This window comes from Methylobacterium sp. WL7 (assembly GCF_008040085.1).
GTDB lineage: Bacteria > Pseudomonadota > Alphaproteobacteria > Rhizobiales > Beijerinckiaceae > Methylobacterium > Methylobacterium mesophilicum.
The window spans coordinates 1-24071 of sequence record NZ_VRVG01000084.1 but is presented as its reverse complement, the minus strand read 5'-3'; the positions used below and the strand labels follow the sequence as shown (position 1 = coordinate 24071).

Below are 24071 nucleotides of genomic sequence, written 5' to 3'. Positions count from 1 at the left end.
AAATTAACACATGTCTCGTTTCTAAAGCTGTCGTATTTATGGCTCAGTGTTGTATTTTTCGGCGGCTAGGGTGTGGTATTCTAATGTTACCGCCTCAAGTATTAAGTTGAATTATGTTGGTGGAGAACTTCGAGATCCCGTCGGTCTATCGTTCAACGTGATTTAGCTCTCCGACCAGGGCTAGCTGTTCTTGCATAGCTGCCTGGGATCGCGCATAGCTTCATCGGGCTATTCTGCCCGTCTAAATCCGGCTCGGCGCCGTCAAGGGCGCGCGAAGGTGAGGCCAGTGATTCGGTCCGCGGTTACTATAATCGTCAGCGCGGTGCTGATGTTGTTCGTAGAGCAGGCCGTAGCCGAAGGCCGCCGAGTCGCGCTCGTCGTTGGCATTGGCGGCTATGAAAACGTGCCGAAGCTGCCCAACGCCGTGAGCGATGCCACTGCGATGGCCGACTTGTTCCGGAAAGCCGGCTTCGAGGTAGTGGCGGCACGCAACGACACAAGCAATCTCGAATTCAAGCGAGCAATCCGAGAGTTTGAGGACGCGGTCGCAGATTCGGATATCGCCGTCGTCTACTATGCCGGCCATGGCGTTGAGATTCGCGACGCGAACTACCTTATTCCTACTGACGCCAAGTTCGTGAACGAGCGCGACGCTGAAGACGAGGCAATTCCGCTGGACCGTGTGCTCGGCGCGCTCGAAGCGGCCAAGCGCCTGCGCCTCGTCATACTTGACGCCTGTCGCGATAACCCGTTCGCCAGTAAGATCAAGCGCCGGGTCGCTACGCGGGCCATCAGCGCCGGCCTTGGGAAGGTCGAGCCGCAGCAGACCGACACGCTCATTGCCTACGCGGCGAAGGCTCAGGCCGTGGCAAACGATGGTGAAGGGGCGCATTCTCCTTTCACGACCGCGTTGCTCGCCAACCTTACCGTACCAGGCCTCGACGTGCGCCTCGCCTTCGGTCGCGTGCGCGACGACGTTCTGAAGGCCACTAATCGTCAGCAAGAACCGTTCGTGTACGGCTCTCTTGGCGGCGGGACCGTTGCGCTGGTTCCGGCGCGGGTGGAGGTCCCAGTGACTGCTCCGAACTCCGCGCTTATGGCCAATACCCGCGACGAGACGGTGCTCGCCAAGTCTGACTACGAGATCGTCGAGCGGGTCGGGTCCAAGGCGGCATGGGAGGTGTACCTCAACACACACAAGGCGGGCCTGTACGCCGACCTCGCGCGGATGCAGCTCGCCAAGCTCGCCGCGCCGGGGGCCGCCGGCGTGTCCCAGGTCGCCCTGCGTGGTGATCCGGATGTCGGCGGCGAGGCGCGCCCACGGATCTCGCCCCACGTTGACGCTCCGTCGGCCGCTCCGACGCCGCGACCCACGGCGGCCGAGTTCCGCGCCTGGAACCGGCTCAAAGCGTCGACGGATGCTGGGGCGATCGCAAACTTCATCGAGACCTACAAAACGTCGCCCCTGATCCCGGAAGCTCAGGAGCGCCTCGCCAAGGTGGAGCTCCTCGCCCGCGAGAAAGAAGAGCGCTTGCGCCAGGAGCGCGAGGTAGCGCGGCAGCGCGATGAGGACGAGCAGCACAGGAAGGCTGCCGAGGACGAGCGCAAGCGCCTCGACCGTGAGGCCGCGCGTCAGCGAGAGGAGGCCGAGAAGGCCATGGCCGCGGAGGCTGCCCGGCAAAAGGCGGAGGTCCTGGCCACCGCCAAACAACGGGAGGCCGAAGTGCGTGCCCGCGCCGCCGAAGCCCTGGCGCACAGGCGCGAGGAGGAGGAAGCCGCCCGCGTTGCTGAGGTCGCCCGGCGCAAACGGGAAGCGGAGGAGCGAGCCGCCGCTCTCGTCGTAGAGCGCGCGCTGATAGAAGCCGAGATCGCCACGCGCAAGCGGGAGATCGAGGAAGCGAGCCGGACGGCTGCGGTCGTCAAAGCGGCTCGGGAGGCCGAGGAGCAGGCGCGCCGACAGGCAGAGAAAGATAGGGAGCGCGAGGCAGCCGAGCAGGCGAAGGTGCAAAAGAGGGAGCAGGCCCAGGCCGCTGCGGAGGTGGCTGCCCGTGAGGCCGAGGCACGCGAGCGCGCGAAGGCGGTTGAGTTAGCCTTCGAGCAGCGCGAAGCCGAGAAGCGCGAGCGCGCCAAGGCGGCCGAACTGGCTGCTAAACAGCAGGAAGCCGAGGAGCGTCGTAAGGCGTTAGAGATTTCGCAGCTGAAGGCGGCGGCCGAGCAAAGCGCGCAAGACAAGTCGACGGCCGAGCTGACCAAGACCGCAGAGGTTGAGCGCCGCAAGGCCGCCGCTGCTGCGGCAGCCGAACGCCACCGCGCCGAGGAAGCGGCAGCTGTAGTTGCCGAGCAGAAGGCAGAGCGTGCGGCCGCCGCCAGTAGGCGCGAGGCGGCCGATGAGCGTCGTCGAGCGGCCGAAAATGCTGCCGCGGTCAATCGCAGGAAAGCTGAAGCGGCGGCTCGGCGGGTGGTCGAGCGGGCCGCCGCGAACGAGCAGCGTCGCCGGGCCGCCAAGTTGGCTGACCGTGCTCAGGCCATCCACACAGCCCGGCCGAAGCCGGCGCCGCAGGGGCGGTCCGAAGCCCGCGCTGCAGCGCCGCAGCTTCGCTCCTCGGGTGGCGGTTCGACCATAGTCGGCATTGGTTTTTGAGCAAAGGCGAGTTTAATGCAAAAAAGGCTTCCTAGTATCAAATCTTGCCATCCGGGGATCAGTGTTTTTATTTTTCTTGAAACGAGTCGAATAACTTCACTAAAGCAGCCCATGAATCCAGCGGAGACAAAATGAAATCTTTTGCTCGAAACATGATATTTTCAGCTACATGTACATGTTGCATGTTAGCTATGTCTCCAACGGTTGCTCGCTCCGATACCCGACGATCTGAGATTGTGACTTGCTCACGGGTTGGAACCGCTGCCAATATTCAATCAAAGCGCCCACATGTGGTCACTAAGGGGCCAGGAATGCGGCATAACTTGGAGGCGGCCGCACGCACTTCAAGCTTGGGGCCCAAAGCTGGCGCACGAAGTCGATATGTCAGCCTTTTAATTCTCGGAGTTGCTTATTAAAATTGACGATTTTTTCTGATTTAGCGGACTTGGACGAGTTTAACTCCGGGTCATATCTACTTACTCATGCGTGAGATAGCGTTGTGCCGATTGAGGCCCTCTGCCTAAAGGATGCGGTAGACCAATTCGTGGTTCAGTTCTGGCGAAAAGTATCTGACGACGAAGGTCAGCGCGTCTAAGGGAAAATCAGTGAAGCGACAGAGCGCGAACACGATGACGCGTTTCTCATCGCTTTGGCCCGCCACGAGAATTTGTGAGGATGTGCCAAGTGATTCTGACAGAGGTTGAGTTCAAGATTGCAACATTTGCGTATTGTCTCGGCGCGCACACCGTAGCGCTTGCCTCGCAAGCCGGAGCTCATGTGCAAACAGGAGATCACTAAGCGCGCACGGCTGAGGTTTTACTTATCTAGGGATAGGTGGCGAGCATCAGCAGCCCCTCTTAGAGCGTTTAACAGAACCGTTTGATCTGGTTGAGGATGATGAGGCTGGCCGCAAGGCTCGTGAAGGCCTCGTAAATGTCTCCGCGTCGCTCGTAGCGGACGGGCAGTCGACGGAAACGGTTGAATTAAGCGTGTGTCCGCTCCACGACCCACGGTGACGACCGAGTTTCTCGCTGCTCTCGATGCCCTTACGCGCGAGGCGCGGGACAATGCCCCGCGCCCGGCACTCCTGGCGGCGGGGTCTGGCATCGTAGGCTTTGTCAGCGTGCAGCTTGTCCGGACGGCGTCGCGGTCGCGCTCGTCGACCGCTCCGCACAGAAGAGATGACATCGAGTGTGGCCACCATCATGACCCTGTCGTGCCGGTTGGCCCCGCTCAGGCAGAAGCCGAGCGGGGTGCCGCGCGCGTAGGTGACGAGGTGGCGCTTCGTGCCTGGGTTGCCCCGGTCCGTCGGATTTGGGCCGGTGGCAGGCCCCTTTTTTTGGCCGGGACAGACGCGCTGTCCAGGCAGGCCCGGCTCCAATCGATCGCACCCGCTGCGTGCAGGCGGCTCCACACGCCCACCGCCTGCCAATCCCGCAGCCGACGCCAGCAGCTCATGCCGGAGCCGCAGCCCATCTCGGCCGATAGCATTTCCCACGGCAGCCCCGAGCGCAGCACGAACAGGATGCCCGTGAGTGCGGCCCGGCTCTCAATTGGACGACGCCCGCCCCTCGGACGCGGCCGAGGCGGCGGAAGGAGCGGCGCGATCTCGTCCCAAAGATCATCAGGGAGAAGCGGTCTGGCCATGCCAAATCAACGCTGAAAACCCCGCTCAATGCCGTTCTGTTAGACGCTCTTCTGTTAGGCGTTCTTAGAATGACAGTAGCGCACACCCGCGATCCACTTTGCATAGGCACTGATCGCCCCATTCGACCTATCTTAAGAAGGGCCCGAAATTCAACATCTAATTTTAGTGATGATCGACGACCAGCGGGTGAATTCTATCTCCTTCGCGCAGGAAAGCGCCTGCACGGGCGACGACGGTTTCCTCTTCAGACAAACCGTTCCGGATCTCAACCTCCCGCCCCCTGAACAGGCCAGTTGCCACAGGGCGAACCTCGATCTTTCCCGCGCGAACGACGTAGACCGCCGGCCCTTCGCCCGTGTACACGATAGCGGAAGCCGGCGCGGCGATGCCGCAACGCTCCCCCCGGGTGATCAGGGCCGTTGCGAACTGTCCCACCCGAGGTGGCGCATCTGCGCTGTTAGGTTCAAGCAGGATGTCTACCCGCCCGAGCTGGGTCGATGGGTCGAGATCCGGCGCCACGAAGCGAATGCGACCCGGACGTGGCTCGGCGCCGAGGAGCGTGACGGAGGCGCTCTGGCCCATCTTAATTTCTGCTAGGGTCGTCCACGGGACCTCCGCGCGCAGTGCGAACGCGGCGTCCGCCGCGATCCGGAAGACGAGCGGTCCTGGCCCGCCCCCCTCGGCGGACGCTTGGATCAAGATGCCGTCGACCGGGCTAAGCACATCCGTCGAGTGCCGGTCTCGCGCACCGGGGCGGAGAGACTCGGCCAAGATCTGACCGGTACGGACCTTCGCGAGCGGCTCGGCCAGGGGCCGGACATCTCTGGCGCCCTTGCTCTCAACGCTGGGATGCACCTCGACTTCCTGCTGCGGGACAATCCGCCCCGTGACACGGATGGCGTCCGGGAAGCATCGCGTCCTCGCTCGAGTCACGCTAGCCGAGATCGAAATCAAGTTGTCTGCGGCGGCCTCAGCAAGCTGCGCGTTCTCATCGCTCCCGCTTACATGGCGACGGGCACCATACCAGATGCTGGAGACAAGCGGCACGAGCAGTATTCCAGCGATCAACCATTGCCTGCCGCTGAACCGTACGGCTAGGATAAACCCCTTAGGAGCCGCATCAATGGCAAGCGCGCGCACTCGAAAGGCATGGACAGGGCGCGGCAGGTTCTTAAGCTTCTGCGGACCGAGATCGCGGAACGTCGCCTGCACCTTCCCGGAGACGGCCTCGTGTAGGGAGCGGGAGATACAGATCCCGCCCGGCTCGGCAATGCCCTCCAGCCGCGAAGCGACGTTGACGCCGTCTCCGAGCAGATCGCCGTCGACCTCGACGACATCGCCAATCGTCAGACCCATGCGGAAGCGCACGCGCCGCTGTGCAAGCGTGTCGTGGTCACGCTCGGCGAGTTCGGCTTGGATCGACAGACCGGCGCGCAGAGCCTCAACCGCACTTGGGAATTCAGCTAGGATCGCGTCTCCGGCCGTGTTAAAAATTCGACCACCGTACTTCAACACTGCGTGCATGAAGATGGCCTTGGCAGCGGCCAGGCGGACCAAAGTATCCTCTTCATCCTCGGCCATGAGACGCGAGTAGCCGGCGACGTCGGCGGCGAGGATCGCCGCAATTGTACGCTTCACCGGCAAAGACTCCAATCGAAGCCCGCGCATAGGCCGAGACTGGAAGCCAATGGGACGATTGGCACCGCGCGTCTCTGGCCAATCGGAACGATGATCATTCACAATTCCTGGTTGGTCTATTATACCGATGCTCGAGCTACGCAGTATTCTCCTGCGTAGCTAACACCCTGTTTTGGCGGGCATTAAACTGAAATTCTTCTCTCTATACAACAAAATTTTGACGCAAAGAAGGCGTTGATTTTCTTTTCAAATCATGAAAAGGCTGAGCTGTAGGCTCAGGCTCCTCCGCGACTGATCTCATTCAATGTCTAGAAATCCGATGCACGTATTGAAAGTGTCTCCCGCCCTCTTGTGCATGATTTTGGTTGTTGTGGCCGAGCCAGTGAGGGCGCAGGCGGTCAGCGACGCACAGATTCTGAAGGCCTTAACACCGACACCGAACGCACCAAGAACCCGCGGCCTGACGCTCGGCCCACAGACGCCGGCGCCCCCCCCGGGGGGTACAGCCGATACCGCCTTCGTGGACAGCTTGCGCAGTCGATCCAGTCGATCCCTATCGCTCGGCGAGCGCGAAAAGCTCGACACGGTCGCGGCGGCCAAGCCGCAAATTGACTTGCCTATGGAGTTCGAGCGGAGCTCCGACGTGCTACAAGGGCAAGCCCTCGAAAACGCAAATAGCCTCGGGCGCGCCCTATCGGACCCGTCCATGCGGGGCCAGACCTTCATGATCGCCGGCCACACCGACGCGCGGGGGTCCGACGCGCTCAACTTAAGGCTCTCGGAACGCCGCGCAGATGCGCTGAAGCAGTTCCTCGTTCGAACCTACGGCCTGCCGGCCGTCAACTTAATCACGGTCGGCTACGGCAAGAGTCGCCTTAAAAACCCCAACGATCCCGAGGGACAGGAGAACCGCCGCGTTCAGGCCGCAAACATGCTGCAGGCCAAATCGGCCTCGCGATGAGCGAAGCGGGCTGGGGAAGCCTGCAACTGCAAAGCGGGGCTTCGGATAAGCGTTAGATCATGCGCAAGTTCATTTTCCTGTTGAGCGCGGCAACCCTACTTGAATGTGCGTTTGCTGTCGCAGCCGGTCCGGTTTGGGCCCAGAGCACACCTGAAGGGACGCGCGTGCTGGGTGTGCGCGCGGGTTCGGTGTGCCTGACGGAGCGCGTCCGCCTAACCGGCTTCGCGCGCCCACACGAGGAGAGCGGCGCTGTGGTTCCATTAGATGGATACCGCGTGACCGAGATCCTCGTCGCCCTCGGCGACACCGTCACTGTAGGGCAGGAGATCCTGCGCGCGGCGCGGACAGGGCAAGGCACGGCGCAGGTGGCCCAGCAGACGCCCGAGATTTACGTTGTACGTGCGCCGATTGCCGGGCGGATTATGCGGCTCGATGCCCGCATTGGCGCTATCACATCCGCTTCTACCAATACGGAGCCCTTAGTGGGAATCGCGGCGGATCAAGGCATCGACCTCATCGTCGATGTTCCGAGCATGCACGCCGCCAAGATAAAGGCCGGGACGTCAGTGCAGATCCTGCGCGACGACGGCTTTGAAATTCGTGGCACTATCCGTTCAGCCGTGGCCGAGGTCGATCCGCGCACTCAGCTCGGCCGGACCCGCATCGCCGTCGAATCACGTGACGCCCTGCGTTCCGGACAGTTCGCGAGCGCAATCGTGGAGACCGCCCGAGATTGCGGCCTCGCAGTACCGCGTAGAGCAGTAACCTATCGCGACGGCGAACCTACCGTGCAAGTACTCAACGGGACGAAAGTTGAGACGCGTGGCATCAGAATCGGACTCACCAACGACGAGGTCGTCCGCGTCCGAGAGGGGCTATCGGAGGACGAATCAGTGGTCGCTAGCGCCGGCGAGGTGCTGCGGCCTGGCGACCGGGTGACCCCGGTGATCACCGGCAAGGTAGGGGACGTCCGCTAATGTCCGCTAACTTCTCGGCCCTCGCGATCCGACGCCCACTGCCCTCGATCGTCGCCGCCATTGTCCTGCTGGCGCTCGGCTGGTTTAGCTTTAACCGCCTGCCCATAACTAGGCTCCCGGCAGCCGACATCCCGCTGATTTCGGTGGTGGTAGTCCAACCAGGGGCGGCGCCGGCCGAGATTGAGAATCAGATCACGAAGGTCGTCGAGGATGGTGTCTCGGGCGTCGAGGGCGCCCGCCACATCGCCTCTTCCGTCACCGACGGCCTCTCGGTTACGACCATCGCGTTCCGGCTAGAGACCCGCACGGATCGGGCTCTCAACGACGTCAAAGACGCGGTCACCCGGGTGCGAGCGAACTTGCCGCAGAGCGCTCAGGAACCCCTAATCCAGCGGGTCGACGTGGTCGGCTTGCCGATCGTCACCTACGCAGCCAGCGGCCGGGATAAGAGCCCTGAGCAGATCTCCTGGTTCATGGAGAATACCGTTAAGCGCTCGCTTCAGGACGTGAAGGGCGTGGCCGAGGTCGCAGTGATCGGTGGCGTCGAGCGCGAGATCCTGGTCTCGCTCGACCCCGACCGCATCGAGGCCTTCGGGCTGACGGCGGTGGACGTGAGCCGGAGGCTTTACGGCACCAACGTTACGGTCACGGGCGGGCGGGCCGAGATCGGCGGTCGGGATGAGGCGATCCGGACGCTCGCCTCCGCGCGGACATTGGACGAACTTGCCGGCACGATGATAACTCTGCCGGCGGGCGGGCAGCTGCGCCTGGAGGATCTCGGCCGCGTATCCGACACGGTAGCAGACCGAAGCACCTTCGCGCGGCTCAACGGCGAACCAGTGGTCGCGGTCGGCGTCAAGCGCGCGCAGGGGGCGAGCGACGTGGTGGTTGCCAAGGCCATCGCGCAGCGGGTCGAGCAGATCCGAGCGGACAACCCGGAATATGACCTCGACTTGATCGACACCTCAGTCGACTTCACCCTCGGCAACTACGATGCAGCGATCCACACCCTTTTCGAGGGCGCGATCCTCGCAGTGGTGATCGTATTCTTATTCCTGCGCGACTGGCGGGCCACGGTGATCGTGGCGGTCTCGCTGCCGCTGTCGATCTTCCCCGCCTTCTGGGCGATGGAGATGCTCGGCTTCTCACTCAACCTCGTTAGCTTTCTGGCGATCACCCTGTCGACAGGCATCTTGGTGGATGATTCGATCGTGGAGATCGAGAACATCGTCCGCCATATGCGCATGGGAAAGACCGCCATCCAGGCGGCGATCGACGCCGCCGACGAGATCGGACTCGCGGTGATTGCGATCTCGCTCACCATCATCGCGATATTCGTGCCCGCAAGCTTCATGTCTGGCGTGGCTGGACAGTTCTTCAAGCAGTTCGGCGTGACGGTCGCCGTGCAGGTGTTCTTCTCGCTACTGGCAGCACGGTTCGTAACGCCGATGTTAGCCGCCTATTTGATGAAGCCACATCCCGAGGTCGTACGCCCGCCGGGGCCGATCCTGCGCGGCTACACACGAGCCGTCACCTTCTCTGTCCGACACTATGGGTTGACACTGCTTCTCGGCCTGACCTGCTTCGCAGCCTCAATCGGCTCGATCTACCTTCTACCGAAGGGGTTTCTGCCAGCCCAGGACTCGTCCCGCTCAGTCATGGCTCTTGAACTGCCGCCGGGCACGCAGCTCGCCGACACTGAAAAAGTCACTGAGGACGTTGTAAAGGTGATCCGAAGCCTGCCGGAAGTGCGCAGCGTATTCATCGATGGCGGGCGCGTGCCGAAGGAGCCGATCGAGTCGCGCCGCGCCTCTTTCATCGTCACCTACAAACCCAAGGCCGACCGCAAGGTCTCGCAGCGCGACCTAGAGCGCGAGATCGGCGCGCGGCTGCGGCAGGTGCCTGACATCCGCTTCTACTTTGTGGATGAGAACGGCCTGCGGGCGGTCTCGCTGGTGGTCCGTGGCGCCGAGCCGCGCGTCGTCGCCAATGTCGCCGACGAGCTCGCGGGGCAGATGCGCCGCCTGTCGGGGGTGGCTAATGTCGTCTCAGGCACGACCCTCGACCGGCCGGAGCTGCGGATCCGCCCCCGCCTCGACTTGGCCGCTCGGCTAGGCGTCTCGCCGACCCTCCTGGCCGAAACCATCCGGGTGGCGACGATTGGCGATTTTGGCCCAGCCCTCGCCAAGTTCGACGCTGGCGACCGGTTGCTACCGATCCGCGTCCAGCTTGACGACCGGGCGCGGGTCGACCGGCGCGTCCTAGAGCAGTTGCGCGTGCCGAAAGGCGTCGGGTCGATCCCGCTGGCGGCCATTGCCGATCTCGAGTTCCATCAAGGGCCAACCAACATCTCGCGCTACGACCGCATGCGGGAGGCGACAGTGGCCTGTGACATCACGGCGAGCGCTGCCCTCGGCGACGTGCAGCAGGCAATTGACGCGCTGCCAATCATGGCAGCTCTGCCGCGGGGGGTCACCGTCGATAAGGGCGACGACGCCGAATCTCTGGCTGAACTCGCCGATGGTTTCACCACCGCCATGGGCGCTGGCCTGATGATGGTCTACGCCGTTCTCGTCCTGCTGTTCGGCTCATTCCTGTTGCCGGTGACAATTCTGTTCTCGCTGCCACTCTCGCTCGGCGGCGCTATGTTGGCCCTTTGGGTAACCGGCAACCAGCTCACCATGCCGGTCTATATCGGCATCCTCATGCTGATGGGCATCGTCACCAAGAACGCTATCATGTTGGTGGATTTCGCGCTGGAGGCGATCCAGCATGGCATGGCCCGCGACGCCGCGATCATCGATGCGGGGCGGAAGCGGGCGCGCCCGATCGTGATGACCACCGTGGCGATGGTGGCCGGCATGCTCCCTTCCGCGTTCGCATTCGGAATCGGCGGCGAGTTCCGTTCGCCGATGGCCCTCGCGGTGATCGGCGGCCTTATCCTTTCGACCCTGCTGTCGCTCGTCTTCGTGCCTGCGGTATTTATCGCGGTCTCACGCCTGTCGGACCTTCGATTCGGTCGTCGTGGTGCAGCCGAGCCGCGACGTGCCGCGACCGACGGCCTTGGGAACGGCATAGCACCACCGGAGGGACACGCGACATGAGGATGTGGGGCTGGTCCCGGCTGCAGTTCCCGCTCGCGGCCGCTATCGCGGCCTTGGCGGCACTGATCGTCCCGGCGGCGGCGGGCGGCCGAGTAGCTCTGGTCGTAGCTGAGGCAGCCTACCCAGATAGCGACGCGGTTCTGACGACCCCGGTCGGCGATGCAGGCGCTATGGCCGAGGCGCTGCGACATCGCGGTTTCACTGTGACCCTGGCCGAGAATGTCGGGCGTGGTGCGTTGCAGGCGGCCATCGATCGCTTCGCCCGCACCGTCGAGCCCGAAAGTGTGGCCCTAGTGTTCTTTGCTGGATATGGCATCCAAGTGAACCGCCGCAACTATTTGGTCCCGGTCGACGCCCGCGTCTGGAGCGAGACCGACGTGGTTCGCGACGGCATCTCGGTAGACGGACTTCTTGAGATTCTGGCCAAGCGGCAGGCTGGGATCCGCGTCCTGGTCCTGGACGCCTCGCGGCGCAACCCGTTCGAGCGCCGCTTCAGAAGCTTCTCCCAGGGTCTTGCTCCAATCCCAGCGCCGCAGGGTGGGATCGCTATATCGGTTGCGGCTGCCGGCGGCTTAGCCGGCGACGGCCCCGGACCGCGGAGTCCGTTCGTTACCGAGCTGGTGCGGCAGATTGGGACGGACGTGAGCGTCGACCGGGTCTTCGAGGCGGTGCGCGACTCTATGGCGAAGCGCGGTAATGCGACGCCGACCCCGGCCATATCAACGGATTTGCGCGAGACCTTCTTCTTCGATCTGGACCGGCCCCGGGTCCCAATGGATAAACCTGCACCCGCCGCGGAGGCGAAATCTGCACCGCCGGCTGCAGCGAAACTCCTACCCAAGGGGGATGGAGCGATGGCTCGGACGCAACCAGAGGCGCTTGGGCGCGATGAGCCGCTGTTGACGCGGAGGGGCGAACACGCTTCCGCAGCCGAGGCGCAGCCAACCGAGGCGTACCGGGTCGACGAGCGTCGGGGCGAGCAGGAGCGGCAGCGCCTCGCAGAACTTGACGACCGGATCAGTCGCAATTCCCGCGACGAAGTCGCCTATTACGAGCGCGGTCAGTTCCACGCCCAGCGGGGCGATGCTGCGGCGGCGATCGCCGACTTCGACCGATCGCTCCGTCTCAATCCCACAAGCCCCGAGGCATATAACAATCGGTGCTGGCTGCACGCCGTCGCGGGTGACCTGCATCGGGCGCTGGCGGATTGCGACGAGGCTCTGAAGCTGCGCCCGGGTTTCCTCGATGCACTCGACAGTCGCGGTCTGGTGAACCTCAAATCTGGAGCATTCCAGGCCGCGGTGTCGGACTACGGCGAGGCGCTCAAGCGCGATGCACGGCACAGCTCCGCTCTCTATGGGCGCGGGCTCGCCCTGAAGCGCCTCGGCGACGTAGCAACTGGTGAAAAGGACATAACGAGCGCCAAAGCGCTTAATCCGCAGATCGATAAGGATTTCGCGACTTACGGCGTCCGCTGAGGGACACGGGATGGCTCGACGAGATCAGGATCCGATGGTTCCACGATGGCTACATCTGTGAACGTTCGGCGACAGTCGATCATCGCGTTAGCCATGATCTGGATAGTCGCTACGGTTTGGCTGGCAGTCCACTGGCTTCCGGGTCAACTCGGCAGCTTCGTTGAGGAGCGGCTCGGCCAAGAGACCGGCCTACGGTGGCGCATTGGCGATCTCGCTCTCAATCTAAATCGCGGCCTCATCCTGCGCGACGTGACGGTCCAAGGCGAAAACGGACTCGAAGGTCATTTCGGCTCGATACTCGTCGTCCCATCGGTTTCTGTCTTGCTGGGAGACGGCGGCCCAGTTCGTGCGTCCATCGAGGTGGCGAGCATGACGCTCCCACTCGAAGGCTCCGCCTCTCCAGCCGTGCCGCACCCCCGCCGTGACGCTGCGGCACACCTCTCTGAGATCCGTGCCACTTTGCAGGCGCCCGGAATCTCATTGGGAGATCGGGGCCGAACCTATACTTTTACCGCCAGCATGATCGCCGCCACCCTGCATCTCGCGAAGACTTCGGTTGCGGTTGATCCCGGGATCACCCTTGATCTGCCCGAGGCAGGCCTGTCGATCGTCTTCGCGCCTGGCGCACCTGACGGCGCCCGCACCCTGCAGGTCACGCTGATGCCTGAAGATGGGCCGCGTGTGTTCGCGAGCGCGCACGTGCTGCGTAGCGGTTTGCAATTTCGAATCGATGAGATCGCCGGCACGATCGATAAAGTTCCCTTCGCCGGTGACCTCCGGGCGGATGCTTCAGACGGAAAGCCGAGAATCGAAGCTACCTTGAAGCTAGACGCCCTTTCGCTGAACGGGCGTGAAACGCGCCTGCGGGGCGATCGGGCCAACGGCATAGCTGTGCCGTTGCGCGTCATGCGTTTGCCAGACCTGAATTGGATCGCCGGGTTCGAGGGGCAGGCGGTTGTGTCTATCAAGCGGCTGATAGTCGGCGCCGTCGAAGCCTCGGAGGTAGTTCTAGCCGCGCGAATGCGGGACGGGCAGCTAGACACGGCCCTTGAACAAGCAGCCTTGTACGGCGGCACGGTGCGCGGCCGTTACGTCATGGCCGCAGCGGATCGGAAACTGCGCCATGAGATCGGTTTGAACGTGGCGGGCGTACGCACAAGGCCGCTGCTCGACGCGATCGGCGCCTCAGGTCTAGATGGGGCGGGCGCCGGCCGGATCGATGTCGGCGCACAGGGCTTCACGTGGCCAGAAATGCTGGCAAGCGCGACCGGCCGCGTGGAGATCGCTGTCACCGACGGCCGGATCGACGGCCTTGATCTTGCTCGAGCGGCCGGCCTGACGCAACTCGGCGGCGGCCTTGCTACCCGCCTCGACCGTCTCGGCGCGAACTTCACGATCGGCGGCGGCCGCGCGAACACCGATGACCTACGGCTTAAAACGAACTTGATTGACGCCAAGGGGATTGGTGATTTTGACCTGATTGGCGGCACGATGGACTTGCAGCTCAAGCCCATCACCGTGCTCGCTGGCGGGCGGATTGACGTGCCGATCCGGATCGCGGGCCCATGGTCAAATCCATCCATCGAACCAGATCTATCAGGCCTTGCACAGGATCCGGGCGCCCTGATGGAGGGATTGACGAACCTCGGTGCGGGTCTCTTGGGCCGCGGCGGAGATATTCCTCGCCGAGAGGGTGTACCAGATCAACGGGACCGTGGCGGGCAGACTTCAAGTGGGCAACCAAAGCGTTTAAATGGTGTTGAAAGCATCTTTGAAAGCTTTATTAAGCGGCGCGATAACTCCAAGAGCCGACCATGAGCGCTGCGCAACGAAGGCAAATCGCCCGAGGTTCACGCACAACGCGATTCGCGATCTGCTGCGCGCTCGTAACAATTGTTGCTGCGCCGACCGTCGCACAGACCGGACGCCCAGATGTCACAAGCTCAGTAAGCGTGCGGTCTGCGCAGAAAAATTGCTTCAACGATAAAATAGAATTGCCAGGCCACTTAATGCCTCGCAAGACTATCGACGTGGTACCGGATCGGGAAGGCTTCAAGGTTGCACAGATCATGGTCGAGCCTCTCGACTCGGTCTTGTCTGGACAAGCTTTAGCCCAGCTGGTGCCGCTTAGTGGCGCCAATCTACCCGCTATGACGATATCGGCCCCGGTATCTGGCATTCTGCTGAGAAGCAACGTGTCAATTGGACAGCCGGTTTCGCCCAAGCAAAGTCCAATGTTTCAGATTTCGGCGCGCGGCGAAATTGATTTTGTGGCTCAGGCCCCTCTGGCTATTATCAATTTTGTTAAAATTGATAATTCAACAATCATACGCTTACTAGATGGAAGAAGTCTCAATGGGCGCGTACGCCAAATAGAGCCTGGCGCCGACCCGGCAAACCAAGATAATCAAATTAAGGTCACAGTAGAAACGCCTCGAGATATCAGGGTTGGCACGTTCGCCCGTGCCGTCGTTACGGTTGAGCAGCGTTGTGGCCTTGGAGTACCGTTTTCTGCTATCCAGTATGAAGCCGATGGCACGGTCGTGCGAGTTGTTAACGGAGATCGAGTCGAAACGCGACAGGTCACTGTCGGCCTGCTGAACGGTGCCGAGGCCGAAATTCGCTCTGGCCTCTCCGAAACGGATCTCGTAGTCGTTCGAGCCGGATCGTTTCTAAGAGAAGGCGACCGGGTAGAACCAGTATTGCTGCGATGAAAACAACAGATTCCTCGAGTTGAGACGCCATTCTTCGCCGACTTAATAGTTAAATCAACGACTTTGGGCAGCAAACAGGCCCTTAGATTGATTTGTCGCTGCAGCAATATAATTCAAATGGCGTACTCATGTAATACATAAGAATCGCATTGATATCGGCTAGGTTTTTTCTAATAGATGAAATTGTTTGAAGTAGAGCGTTTTCGGTTTAATCTGGATCATATCCTGCGGCGGCGAAGAAGTTGGCGCACTCGTCGGGTGTGATGGTGTCGACGAGGCGCCCGATGGCCGACCACAGACCCTCGACGGCCCGCTCCGCGGCCTTGCGCAGCAGCGCTTTCAGCTTCGAGAACGCCATCTCGATGGGGTTGAAGTCGGGGCTGTAGGGCGGGAGGAACAACAGCCGCGCGCCGGCCGCCTCGATGGCAGCGCGCACAGCCGGCCCCTTGTTGCTGCCGAGGTTGTCCATGACGACGATGTCACCGGGAGCGAGCTCGGGCACCAAGACGCGATCGACGTAAGTCTGGAAGGCGTCCCGGTTGATCGGCCCATCCAGCACGAATGGGGCGGTGATCCCGGATAGGCGCAGGCCCGCCACGAAGGTCGTGGTCTTCCAATGGCCATGCGGCACGGGCGAGCGCAGCCGCTCGCCGCGCGGTGAACGCCCGCGGGTGCGGGCCATGTTGGTCGCGGTCCAGGTCTCGTCGAGGAACACGAGGCGGGCCGGATCGAGATCGGACTGGCCCTCGAACCAGGCCTCGCGCGCAGTCCTCACGTCCGGTCGATTCTGCTCGGCGGCGTGCGCTGTCTTTTTTTTTACGTGAGATCGCGCGCGTCGGGGGTAAGCGGTGTTTGAAGGACACCTTTTGCCCCGCGGCGCGGAGACGATTTACGGAGTGGGTTGGAGCTCCGTCACATGTCGATGTCAGGGCGTATGGCTATGTCGGAGCCGGTCCGGCGCCTGGAGGTATTTACCGGGGCTGGCCGGAGACGAACGTGGTCGGAGGATGAGAAGGCGGCCATCGTCGCCGAGAGTGATCGGCCTGGCACCTCGATCAGCGCGGCGGCCCGCCGACACGGCCTGAGTGCGTCGCAGCTGTTCACGTGGCGGCGTCTGGCGCGGCCGGTCGAGACGCACGACGACCAGACTACGCTTCGGTTCGTTCCGGCCGTTCTGAATGTGAGCCCGCAGCGGCCGGCGCCTGCTGAGGGCAGCCTCGAGCGGCGGGAGCCACGCAGCTGTCACGGCATCGAAGTGGAGATCGCAGGCGCCACGGTTCGCATCGCTCAGGACGCAAGCACAGTTCAGATCGCCGCGGTGATCTGGGCGCTGAAGGCTGCCGTATGATCGGGCCATCTGGCGCGGTGCGGGTGATGTAGGCCACGTGGCCGGTCGATTTCCGCAAGGGTATGGACGGAATGGCCGCTCTGGTCCACGACGCGATGGGCGCGGATCCGTTCTCCGGCACGGTGTACGTGTTCCGCTCGAAACGCGCCGATCGGGTGAAGCTTCTGGTCTGGGATGGAGGCGGGCTGGTCCTCGCGACCAAGCGTTTGGAGGCTGGCCAGTTCTGTTGGCCGAAGATCGAGGACGGCGTGGTCCGGCTGAGCGCGGCGCAGCTCTCGGCGCTCGTTGAAGGGCTGGACTGGAAGCGCATCCATGCGGCTCGTCCGGTCGGCGTGCCGGCGGTGGCAGGCTGAGCAAAAAGGCTGGGCAGCAGACTTCGTTGCAGTGTTAAGTCGCTGGTAGATATGCTCTAAGCTACTTCGTGGCCAAGCCTGCTTCGCCCTCATCAGACGATCCTGAGACGCTCAAGGCGCTGCTCGCCGAGGAGCGCGCCGAGAACGAGCGGCTGCGCCAGATCATCCTGGCGACGCAGCGTCACCGTTTCGGACGCCAGGCCGAGAGCCTGCCCGAGGATCAGCTTCTGCTCGGGTTGGAAGAGGCCGAGTAGGTCGAGGCCGCGGGCCACGCCGCCGAAGAGGCCGAGCCGGCCAAGAAGGCGGTCCGGGTCGGCAAACGTCGCACCAACCGCGGAGCGCTCCCAGCTCATCTGCCGCGGGTCGAGACCCTCATCGACATCGACAGTACCGCCTGCCCATGCCGCTCGGGCGCCCTGCACAAGATCGGCGAGGACGTGTCCGAGCGCCTTGACGTCGTGCCAGCGCAGTTCCGCGTGCTGGTACTCCGCCGCCCACGCTATGCTTGCCGGGCCTGCGGGGACGCGATCGTGCAGGCACCCGCCCCGGGGCGGTTGATCGAGGGCGGCCTGCCCACCGACGCGTTGGTCGCACAGGTGCTGGTGTCTAAATACGCCGACCATCTGCCGCTCTACCGCCAGGCGCAGATCTTCGTTCGCCAAGATGTCGTCCTCGATCCCTCGACCTTAGCTGACTGGGTCGGGCGCGCCGCTTTCTTGCTCCGGCCGGTGCACGAGCGGTTGCTGGAGACGCTGAAGCGCTCGGGCAAGCTGTTTGCCGACGAGACCACGGCCCCCGTACTCGATCCCGGGCGCGGGCGCACCAAGACCGGCCAAATCTGGGCTTACGCCCGTGACGACCGGCCCTGGGGCGGATCCGATCCACCCGGTGTCGCCTACGTCTACGCCCTCGATCGCACTGCCGGCCAACCGATCGTGCATTTGGCTGGGTTTGAAGACGTGCTGCAGGTCGATGGCTATGCGGCCTACGAGGTGCTGGCCAAGGGCGGCACGATCCGGCTGGCCAGGCCCATGGCAGCAGGTTGTCGAGATAGCGCTGCGGGTGGCCCTCGACGATGCGGGTGATGACGTCGGCGAGGTAGGCGTGCGGCTCGACGCCGACGAGCTTGCAGATCTCGATCAACGAAGCGATCACCGCCCAATGTTGGCCGCCGCCGTCCAAGCCGGCAAAAAGCGCATTCTTGCGGTTCAAGGCTAGGGGTCGGATCGCGCGCTCGACGATATTGGAATCGATCTCGACCCGACCGTCGTCGAGGAACAGGCTCAAGCCGGCCCAACGCGAGAGGGCGTAGCGGATCGCATCGGCGAGTTTGCTCTTGCGGCTGATCAGGCCGAGCTTCTGGCGCAGCCACGGCTCCAGCGTCTCGATCACGGGCCGGCTTCGCTCCTGACGCACGGCACGCCGCTCGTCGGCCGGGCGACCACGGATCTCGGCTTCGATCCGATACAGCGCGGCGATGCGCCCCAGCGCCTCCGTGGCGATCGGCGAGGCGGCGGCGAGTTCGTAGAAGGCGCGACGGACATGGCTCCAGCAATAACCCGGCCATGCCAGCCCTAAGGGCCGTGGCCTGAAAACAGCGCTTACGATGCAAGGCCATCCCTCGGTGGTGCAGCGGGGCATGACGAGGCCGGCCCCCTTGCCAAGGGCGGGGCAGATCTCACCGTCCTTCGACAGGCTCAGGATGAGGGATGTAGGCGGAGGCGGTGCGTTGGTCCTTCGGCGCCGCAGGTCGCGTGCCGCGCTTGGCCCAGCGGCGGGTGATCGTGTTCTTCTGGCCGACCCGAGCCTCGTCGGCGAACCAGACCTCTATCGGCTCGCCGCCGACGGCCTACGCGATCTCCGCCATGCGGGCGGGGAAGGCTTTATAAAACCGGGGATGGCGTCCGGGTCCTGGGCGTGATGGCGCGGGCGGGCGGAGAGCTTGCGGTAGCTCATGGCTCGCAGGACCCGGCTCAGCGTCTGCTCGGACACCAACACGCCGTGATCCTCCAACAGGATCTGGGCGAGATCGACCAGCCGCCAGCGCACCACCCCGTGGGCGGCCGGCATCGGCCCCTGCTCGATCAACGCGCGCAGCGTCTCCCGCTGCTCGACCATCAAGCGGGGGCGGGCCCCAGGCGCCTTGCCGCCGATCAGCCCGTCCGGACCGTGCGCGTTGAACGCCGCGACCCAGTCCCGCACCCCGTCTGAAGCCCAACCCCGCCGAGAGCGGCAGCGGCCGAGCGCGAGCCGCCCGCATAGATCGCCGATAAAGCCAGCAGGCGCCGTGTTTGGGCGGGATCACGCGCGCGCCTGGCCAAGGTGCACAGACCGTCAGCGTCAAAGTCTGACCGCAGCGGTACCGGAGCAGCCATGACATCCTCCTCGAGCTCCAAACCCGAAGACAGAATCATCCTTCAGTCGCTGATGCTACCCCGTAAGTCCCGCTTAACGAGGGTTGGTATCAGTCGTCGAGGCGCTGCCGTGGAGAACCTGTCCATAGCGCGTCACTCCATGCAGCGGCGATCGTAACACTACACCGCGGGACCAAACATCTAAGAAAGTTATCCAAAGAATTTCCTTAAAGTTGATTCAAAACCCCTTCCTAGCTTGATCGAGAATAATGTGACGCATAAAAGTCAGTTAAGACAGGAGATACTCATTACTGCCTTGATAACCGAAAAGGCCGATGCGTCAGGTGAAATGTTTTCCGTGGAAACGACAAGGTCAGGCTGCAGTGGCCGCTCATAAGGTGCGGAAACTCCCGTGAATTGGCCTATCTTACCGGCACGCGCGAGTGAATACAAACCTTTTGGATCCCGACGCTCACAAATCTCCAAAGGAGTATCAATAAAAACCTCTAAGAACGGGAGATCGCTTGCGATCTGCCTTGCCATCTCGCGCTCGGCACGGATGGGTGATACAAGTGCGATGATAGTTATGAGTCCCGACTCTGATATAAGCCGCGCTGTCTCGGCAGTACGCCGAACGTTTTCCGAACGATCTGCCGTACTAAATCCTAGATCGCGATTGAGACCATGTCGTAAATTGTCGCCATCCAGTATCAAACTATGCCGCGATTCATTTGAAAGCCTTCGGTCTACAACGTTAGCGATGCTTGTTTTCCCCGATCCTGGAAGTCCAGTAAGCCACACAATGACTGGACGCTGCCCTAACAGTGACCAGCGCCTTTCTCTTGGTTGGAATGACTGCCAAGTAACATTTTCCACCATTTTAGTGTACCGCATCCTCGGGTTTATGAACGAGATGAAGAGCGTGATTATTCATTTGAACGACTAAAATATTGCTCGTCTTCCAAACTAGCACTTGGCTCGATAAGCGCTAAGTTGGATGGGCTATCGGAAAGGCGTTAGCTCTGAGCAATCCTCATGGAACTTTCTGAATAGCGGCTTGCAATCTTCGGTGCAATGGTGCGGTGACGTTACACACTTCTGAACGGATTCACCGGGGATTCTCGTCTAGAACGATGAGCATTTTGGCGGTCATGCCGGTCGACCTGCTTGTTGCATCCATCGGCTATAACGCATGGACACGCACCAGTTGATCGAAGTCAGCGTAGTACTCCTTGGTCTCGGCACCTGGCACCAGCGACCGATTAGCCAGTGTCGTAGCGCCAACTTGGTACTCACACTATGGAGACTGGTGTTTTAGGTCGCAAAACCGCGACCCCGCAGCGCTTGCGGTGCAACAATTATCAACGTATTGAGCCTCACCATTTCTTGGGTTCGCGGCTTGAGCACAGGGACGCAGTAACCTCGAGGTGACGGGTCGTCTCGACGGCCCCATCGCCGAGCTTGGGCTCATCACCGGCGATACGTGCCAGAACAGCACGTTCAGCCGACTTAACATGGACAGTATCATTATTGCCATACCGGCTACGGAGCTCCCAGTTGACGCGACCGATCTCGATGACGCGCAAGTGTCCGTTGTTAGATAATTTGAGACGGTTCGGGACGCTCAGGAACAAAGGCTCTGGTCCATCTTGGTGAAGAGGTTAGGCGGCCTGTGCGTGATGGCGCAAGCGGCGATCGGTGAGGGTTTGACGCTTGATCAGTGCGCGCTCGCGCAGGATATCCTCGCCGCGGCCGAAGTAGACGTCGGCAGGGGTGAGGTTGTCGAGGCTCTCGTGAGCACGGAGATGATTGTAGTGCTCGACGAAGGCGGCCACACGCGCCTCCAGTTCGCCGGGCAGGTAGGCGTGTTCGAGCATGATGCGGTTCTTGAGTGTCTGGTGCCAGCGCTCGATCTTGCCCTGGGTCTGAGGATGACGGGGCGCGCCGCGGATGTGTGTTATCCCGCGGCTGCCGAGCCAGTCGGCCAGATCGGCCGCGACGTAGCTCGACCCGTTGTCGGTCAGCAGCCTCGGGCGATGCACGACCTGTACCTGATCGAGGCCAGCGGCGATCAGCGCCAGGTCTAGCGTGGCAGTGACGTCGCTGGCCTGCATCGTCGTGCACAGCTTCCACGCCACGATTTAGCGCGAGAAGTCATCGAGTACCGTCGACAGGTAGTACCAGCCCTATCCGACGACCTTGAGGTAGGTGAAGTCCGTCTGCCAAAGCTGATTTGGCGCGGTGGTCTTGTCGCGGAACTCGTCCGCGGCCTTGACGACGATGTAGGCCGGGCTGGTGATTGTTTGGTTGCGGAACGTCGTTGGGATGTGGCACGCTGGGCGATCAAAGCCTACGCTTGGCGGTTCGAGGGTGTGCGCCGCCGGCCTGCCAGGAGGGCTCGTTGATGCTTGCCATCCATCCCCAGGCCCGCACCACTCCGGTTGTCCGCGCCGAGATCGCTCGCTCGCCCGAGAGCTCCGGGGTGCTGGCCAAGCGCTACGGCGTCTCAACCGAGACCATCCGCAAATGGCGCAAACGCGGCCCCGATGCCTGTCACGATCGCTCGGCCCGGCCGCATAAGCTGCCGTGGCGCGCCAGCGATGAGGAGCGCGCCATCGTGTGCGCGCTCCGCCGCTCCACCGGCTTCCCCCTCGATGCGCTGACCTTCGTCGTCAGCCACTTCCTGCCGCACCTGAACCGGGACGCCGTCTACCGCATCCTCAAGGCGGAGGGCCTCAACCGGCTGCCGCCCGCCGAGCAGGCCCGGAAGCCGCACGGCACCTTCAAGGACTACGTGGTCGGCTTCGTCCACGTCGACGTGAAGCACCTACCCAAACTGCGCGACCGCGACGGCTCCACCCGCAAGCGGTACCTATACGTCGCCACCGACCGCGCCTCCCGCTACGTGCACCTCGCGGTCAAGGACGACGAGACCACGGCCTCTGCAGTGGCCTTCCTCACGGACGCACTCGACGCCTTCCCTTTCCAGGTAACCCACGTGCTCACCGATCGGGGCTCCTGCTTCACGGCCGATGCTTTCGAGGCAGCCTGCGAGCGGCACGGGGTGCAGCATCGCAAGACGCGCCCGTACACGCCGAAGACCAATGGCATGGTCGAGCGCTTCAACGGCCGGGTGCAGCGGGAGGTGTTGGGCATCATGATCTACAGCCACGCCGACCTGGAGATCGTGCTGCGCGGCTTCAGCGCGGCCTACAACGGGCGCCGCCAGCGCGTGCTCGAAGGTCTCTCGCCCGAGATGGTGCTGCGCCAGCGTCTCGACGCCGATCCCGCATTGGCCAACCCAACCTACAGACCGCCCAGTCCCAGTCTCATCAAACGCGCCCTCCGCGTCGTTGCAGACGCCAAGGAGGTCTCACATCCAGACAGCTAAGGGCCGTAGCCTGAAAACAGCGCTTACGCTGTAGGCGTCGTACCAGCGGTAGAACGTCGAGCGGGTGATGCCGAGCTTGTCCAAGGTGGCGCGCACCGGCAGGTGGGAATGCTCGACCAGCCGGATGATCTCCAGCTTCTCGGGGGCCGGGTACCTCGTACCTCGTCGCCCTCAGCCCCGCCCATGCTTTTTTTGAGCAGGCGGTTCTCCAGCGCGAGGTCGGCCACGACTTCCTTCAGCGCGCCTGCCTCGCGGCGCAGGTCCTTGACCTCGTCGGCGGTGGCGATCCGAGCCGTGTCGCCAGCCAGCCGCTTCTTGCCGGCTGCGAGAAACTCCTTGGACCAGCCATAGAACATCGAGCTCGCGATGCCCTCACGGTGGCACAGCTCGGCGGTGCTGTCCTCACCGCGCAGGCCTTCCAGCACGATGCGGATCTTGTCCTCGGACGAGAACTGCCGACGTGTGGCCCGACGGATATCCTTGATCACGGCTTCTGCCGGCTTCCGTGCCGGCCCGGATGTCTGTTTCATCTTCGCTCCTGGGGCTACGATGAACCAGTCATCCTCCGTTCGTGAAGGCCCTCAATTTGTTTCAAGGGTGCTGACGGCGGACAGTTTAGGTCGAACGAATGAACCGCACGATCAAGGACGTGACGGTCAAGCACTACCACTAGGACAGCCACGAACAACCCCGCGCTCACCTGGCCGACTCCCTGAGCGCCTACAATTTTGGCCGTCGCCTCAAGCCTTTGCGTGAGCTCACCCTCAATGCGGCCACCTGCAAGGCACGGTCCGCCGAGCCCAGCCGTCCCGGCGTCGCGGCGCCCTCGGTATATAGGCGGACCCGCTGTATGCGGCGAAGCATAATAACGCCTTATAGAACACGCTTCATCAATTTAGTCGTTTTGAAGCGTGCTACGCCGAGCAGAGTTTATCCGACCAACCATACTTGCGCCAATATTGTAATTATAATCTTCATGGGATAAGCTCAAATTCGGAGAATAAAATCTATCATTCAGCAAATTAGACTCCCATCTCTGGACCATCAACCGGTGTTCATCTTGAAATCTTTGCATATTCTCAGCAGTCGTATCAAGACCGCGACTAGCGGATTCATGATGAAACAACTCAGCAAATGGAGTAAAGACTATCAAATACCCTTTCTGCTGAACTCTTAAGCAAAGATCTACATCGTTGAAGGCGACCGCAAGGTTGCGCTCGAAACCATTAACCTCCTTAAATATCTCTTTTCGCATGACCAGACAAGCTCCTGTCACTGCAGAGACATTGTGACATATCTGGGCCCGAGCAAAATATCCAGGTTGGGCAGCAGGCATGTGTTTATGCGAGTGGCCAGCAACGCCCCCGATACCTAAAACTACCCCAGCATGTTGAAGCGTCCGATCGCCATAAAATAGCCTAGCGCCAACGCAACCAACCTCCTTTCTACAGGCATGACCAACCA

12 protein-coding genes and 9 pseudogenes are annotated in these 24071 nt (G+C 62.3%); 12 read left to right on the top strand and 9 right to left on the bottom strand.

Going from position 1 to position 24071, the window contains the following annotated elements; all coding sequences use genetic code 11:
- The first annotated feature begins 286 nt into the window (after positions 1-286).
- Positions 287-2641 (top strand): caspase family protein, encoded by a 2355-nt coding sequence (locus FV233_RS19480; RefSeq protein ID WP_147898485.1) that lies wholly within the window; start codon positions 287-289, stop codon positions 2639-2641.
- Between the two features lie 866 nt (positions 2642-3507).
- Here FV233_RS19480 and FV233_RS19475 read toward each other — a convergent pair.
- Both FV233_RS19475 and FV233_RS30445 read right to left on the bottom strand, forming a co-directional pair.
- Positions 3508-4288, bottom strand: a pseudogene (locus FV233_RS19475) (IS5 family transposase).
- A gap of 163 nt (positions 4289-4451) precedes the next feature.
- Positions 4452-5927 (bottom strand): HlyD family efflux transporter periplasmic adaptor subunit, encoded by a 1476-nt coding sequence (locus FV233_RS30445; protein WP_187278169.1) that lies wholly within the window; start codon positions 5925-5927, stop codon positions 4452-4454.
- Between the two features lie 520 nt (positions 5928-6447).
- Here FV233_RS30445 and FV233_RS19465 point away from each other — a divergent pair.
- Genes FV233_RS19465 through FV233_RS19440 form a run of 6 tightly spaced genes read left to right on the top strand, consistent with a single transcriptional unit; the run spans position 6448 to position 15161 of the window.
- Entirely contained in the window at positions 6448-6888 is a 441-nt protein-coding gene (locus FV233_RS19465) for an OmpA family protein (RefSeq protein ID WP_187278168.1), read from the top strand.
- A 59-nt stretch (positions 6889-6947) separates the two neighbouring features.
- The gene (locus FV233_RS19460) at positions 6948-7865 is read left to right on the top strand and encodes an HlyD family efflux transporter periplasmic adaptor subunit (RefSeq protein ID WP_147898483.1); all 918 of its coding nucleotides are present in this window, start codon (positions 6948-6950) and stop codon (positions 7863-7865) included.
- Positions 7865-10969, top strand: coding sequence for an efflux RND transporter permease subunit (locus FV233_RS19455; RefSeq protein ID WP_147898482.1), 3105 nt, complete (start codon positions 7865-7867; stop codon positions 10967-10969). Before FV233_RS19460 ends, FV233_RS19455 begins: the two co-directional genes overlap by 1 nt.
- Positions 10966-12447, top strand: a complete 1482-nt coding sequence (locus FV233_RS19450) for a caspase family protein (RefSeq protein ID WP_147898481.1) — start codon at positions 10966-10968, stop codon at positions 12445-12447. The genes FV233_RS19455 and FV233_RS19450 overlap by 4 nt, the downstream gene beginning before the upstream one ends.
- Before the next feature lie 45 nt (positions 12448-12492).
- Positions 12493-14265 (top strand): AsmA-like C-terminal region-containing protein, encoded by a 1773-nt coding sequence (locus FV233_RS19445; RefSeq protein WP_147898480.1) that lies wholly within the window; start codon positions 12493-12495, stop codon positions 14263-14265.
- On the top strand, positions 14262-15161 hold the full coding sequence (locus tag FV233_RS19440; RefSeq protein WP_147898479.1) for an efflux RND transporter periplasmic adaptor subunit: 900 nt from the start codon (positions 14262-14264) through the stop codon (positions 15159-15161). The genes FV233_RS19445 and FV233_RS19440 overlap by 4 nt, the downstream gene beginning before the upstream one ends.
- 208 nt (positions 15162-15369) lie before the next feature.
- On the opposite strand, the pseudogene FV233_RS19435 reads toward FV233_RS19440, so the two are convergent.
- A pseudogene (locus FV233_RS19435) lies at positions 15370-15978 on the bottom strand (IS630 family transposase); the annotation flags it as partial.
- 123 nt (positions 15979-16101) lie between these two features.
- On the opposite strand from FV233_RS19435, the gene FV233_RS19430 reads away from it, so the two are divergent.
- From FV233_RS19430 to FV233_RS19420, 3 genes and pseudogenes are all read left to right on the top strand, one after another.
- Positions 16102-16509 (top strand): transposase, encoded by a 408-nt coding sequence (locus FV233_RS19430; protein ID WP_246690035.1) that lies wholly within the window; start codon positions 16102-16104, stop codon positions 16507-16509.
- Positions 16506-16862: pseudogene (gene tnpB, locus FV233_RS19425) on the top strand (IS66 family insertion sequence element accessory protein TnpB). The gene FV233_RS19430 and the pseudogene tnpB overlap by 4 nt, the downstream one beginning before the upstream one ends.
- A 68-nt stretch (positions 16863-16930) precedes the next feature.
- A pseudogene (locus FV233_RS19420) lies at positions 16931-17887 on the top strand (IS66 family transposase); the annotation flags it as partial.
- Here the strand turns inward: FV233_RS19420 and FV233_RS19415 are convergent.
- The 4 genes and pseudogenes from FV233_RS19415 to FV233_RS19400 form a co-directional block, all read right to left on the bottom strand.
- Positions 17880-18419: pseudogene (locus tag FV233_RS19415) on the bottom strand (IS66 family transposase); the annotation flags it as partial. The pseudogenes FV233_RS19420 and FV233_RS19415 overlap by 8 nt on opposite strands.
- 63 nt (positions 18420-18482) lie before the next feature.
- Positions 18483-19276 (bottom strand): annotated as a pseudogene (locus tag FV233_RS19410) (IS630 family transposase); the annotation flags it as partial.
- 225 nt (positions 19277-19501) lie between these two features.
- Positions 19502-20095 (bottom strand): adenylyl-sulfate kinase, encoded by a 594-nt coding sequence (gene cysC / locus FV233_RS19405; RefSeq protein WP_246690034.1) that lies wholly within the window; start codon positions 20093-20095, stop codon positions 19502-19504.
- Between the two features lie 782 nt (positions 20096-20877).
- Positions 20878-21516: pseudogene (locus FV233_RS19400) on the bottom strand (DDE-type integrase/transposase/recombinase); the annotation flags it as partial.
- A gap of 104 nt (positions 21517-21620) precedes the next feature.
- Here FV233_RS19400 and FV233_RS19395 point away from each other — a divergent pair.
- Positions 21621-22607 carry an IS481 family transposase gene (locus FV233_RS19395; RefSeq protein ID WP_147898476.1) on the top strand — a complete coding sequence of 329 codons (987 nt, stop codon included), beginning with the start codon at positions 21621-21623 and terminating at the stop codon, positions 22605-22607.
- Between the two features lie 30 nt (positions 22608-22637).
- On the opposite strand, the pseudogene FV233_RS19390 reads toward FV233_RS19395, so the two are convergent.
- Positions 22638-23137 (bottom strand): annotated as a pseudogene (locus FV233_RS19390) (transposase); the annotation flags it as partial.
- 89 nt (positions 23138-23226) lie between these two features.
- Between FV233_RS19390 and FV233_RS31245 the strand changes: the two are divergent.
- Positions 23227-23370, top strand: a pseudogene (locus tag FV233_RS31245) (IS481 family transposase); the annotation flags it as partial.
- 132 nt (positions 23371-23502) lie between these two features.
- Here FV233_RS31245 and FV233_RS19380 read toward each other — a convergent pair.
- A partial coding sequence (locus FV233_RS19380) for a glycosyltransferase family 2 protein (RefSeq protein WP_210249494.1) occupies positions 23503-24071 on the bottom strand: 569 nt, incomplete at its 5' end.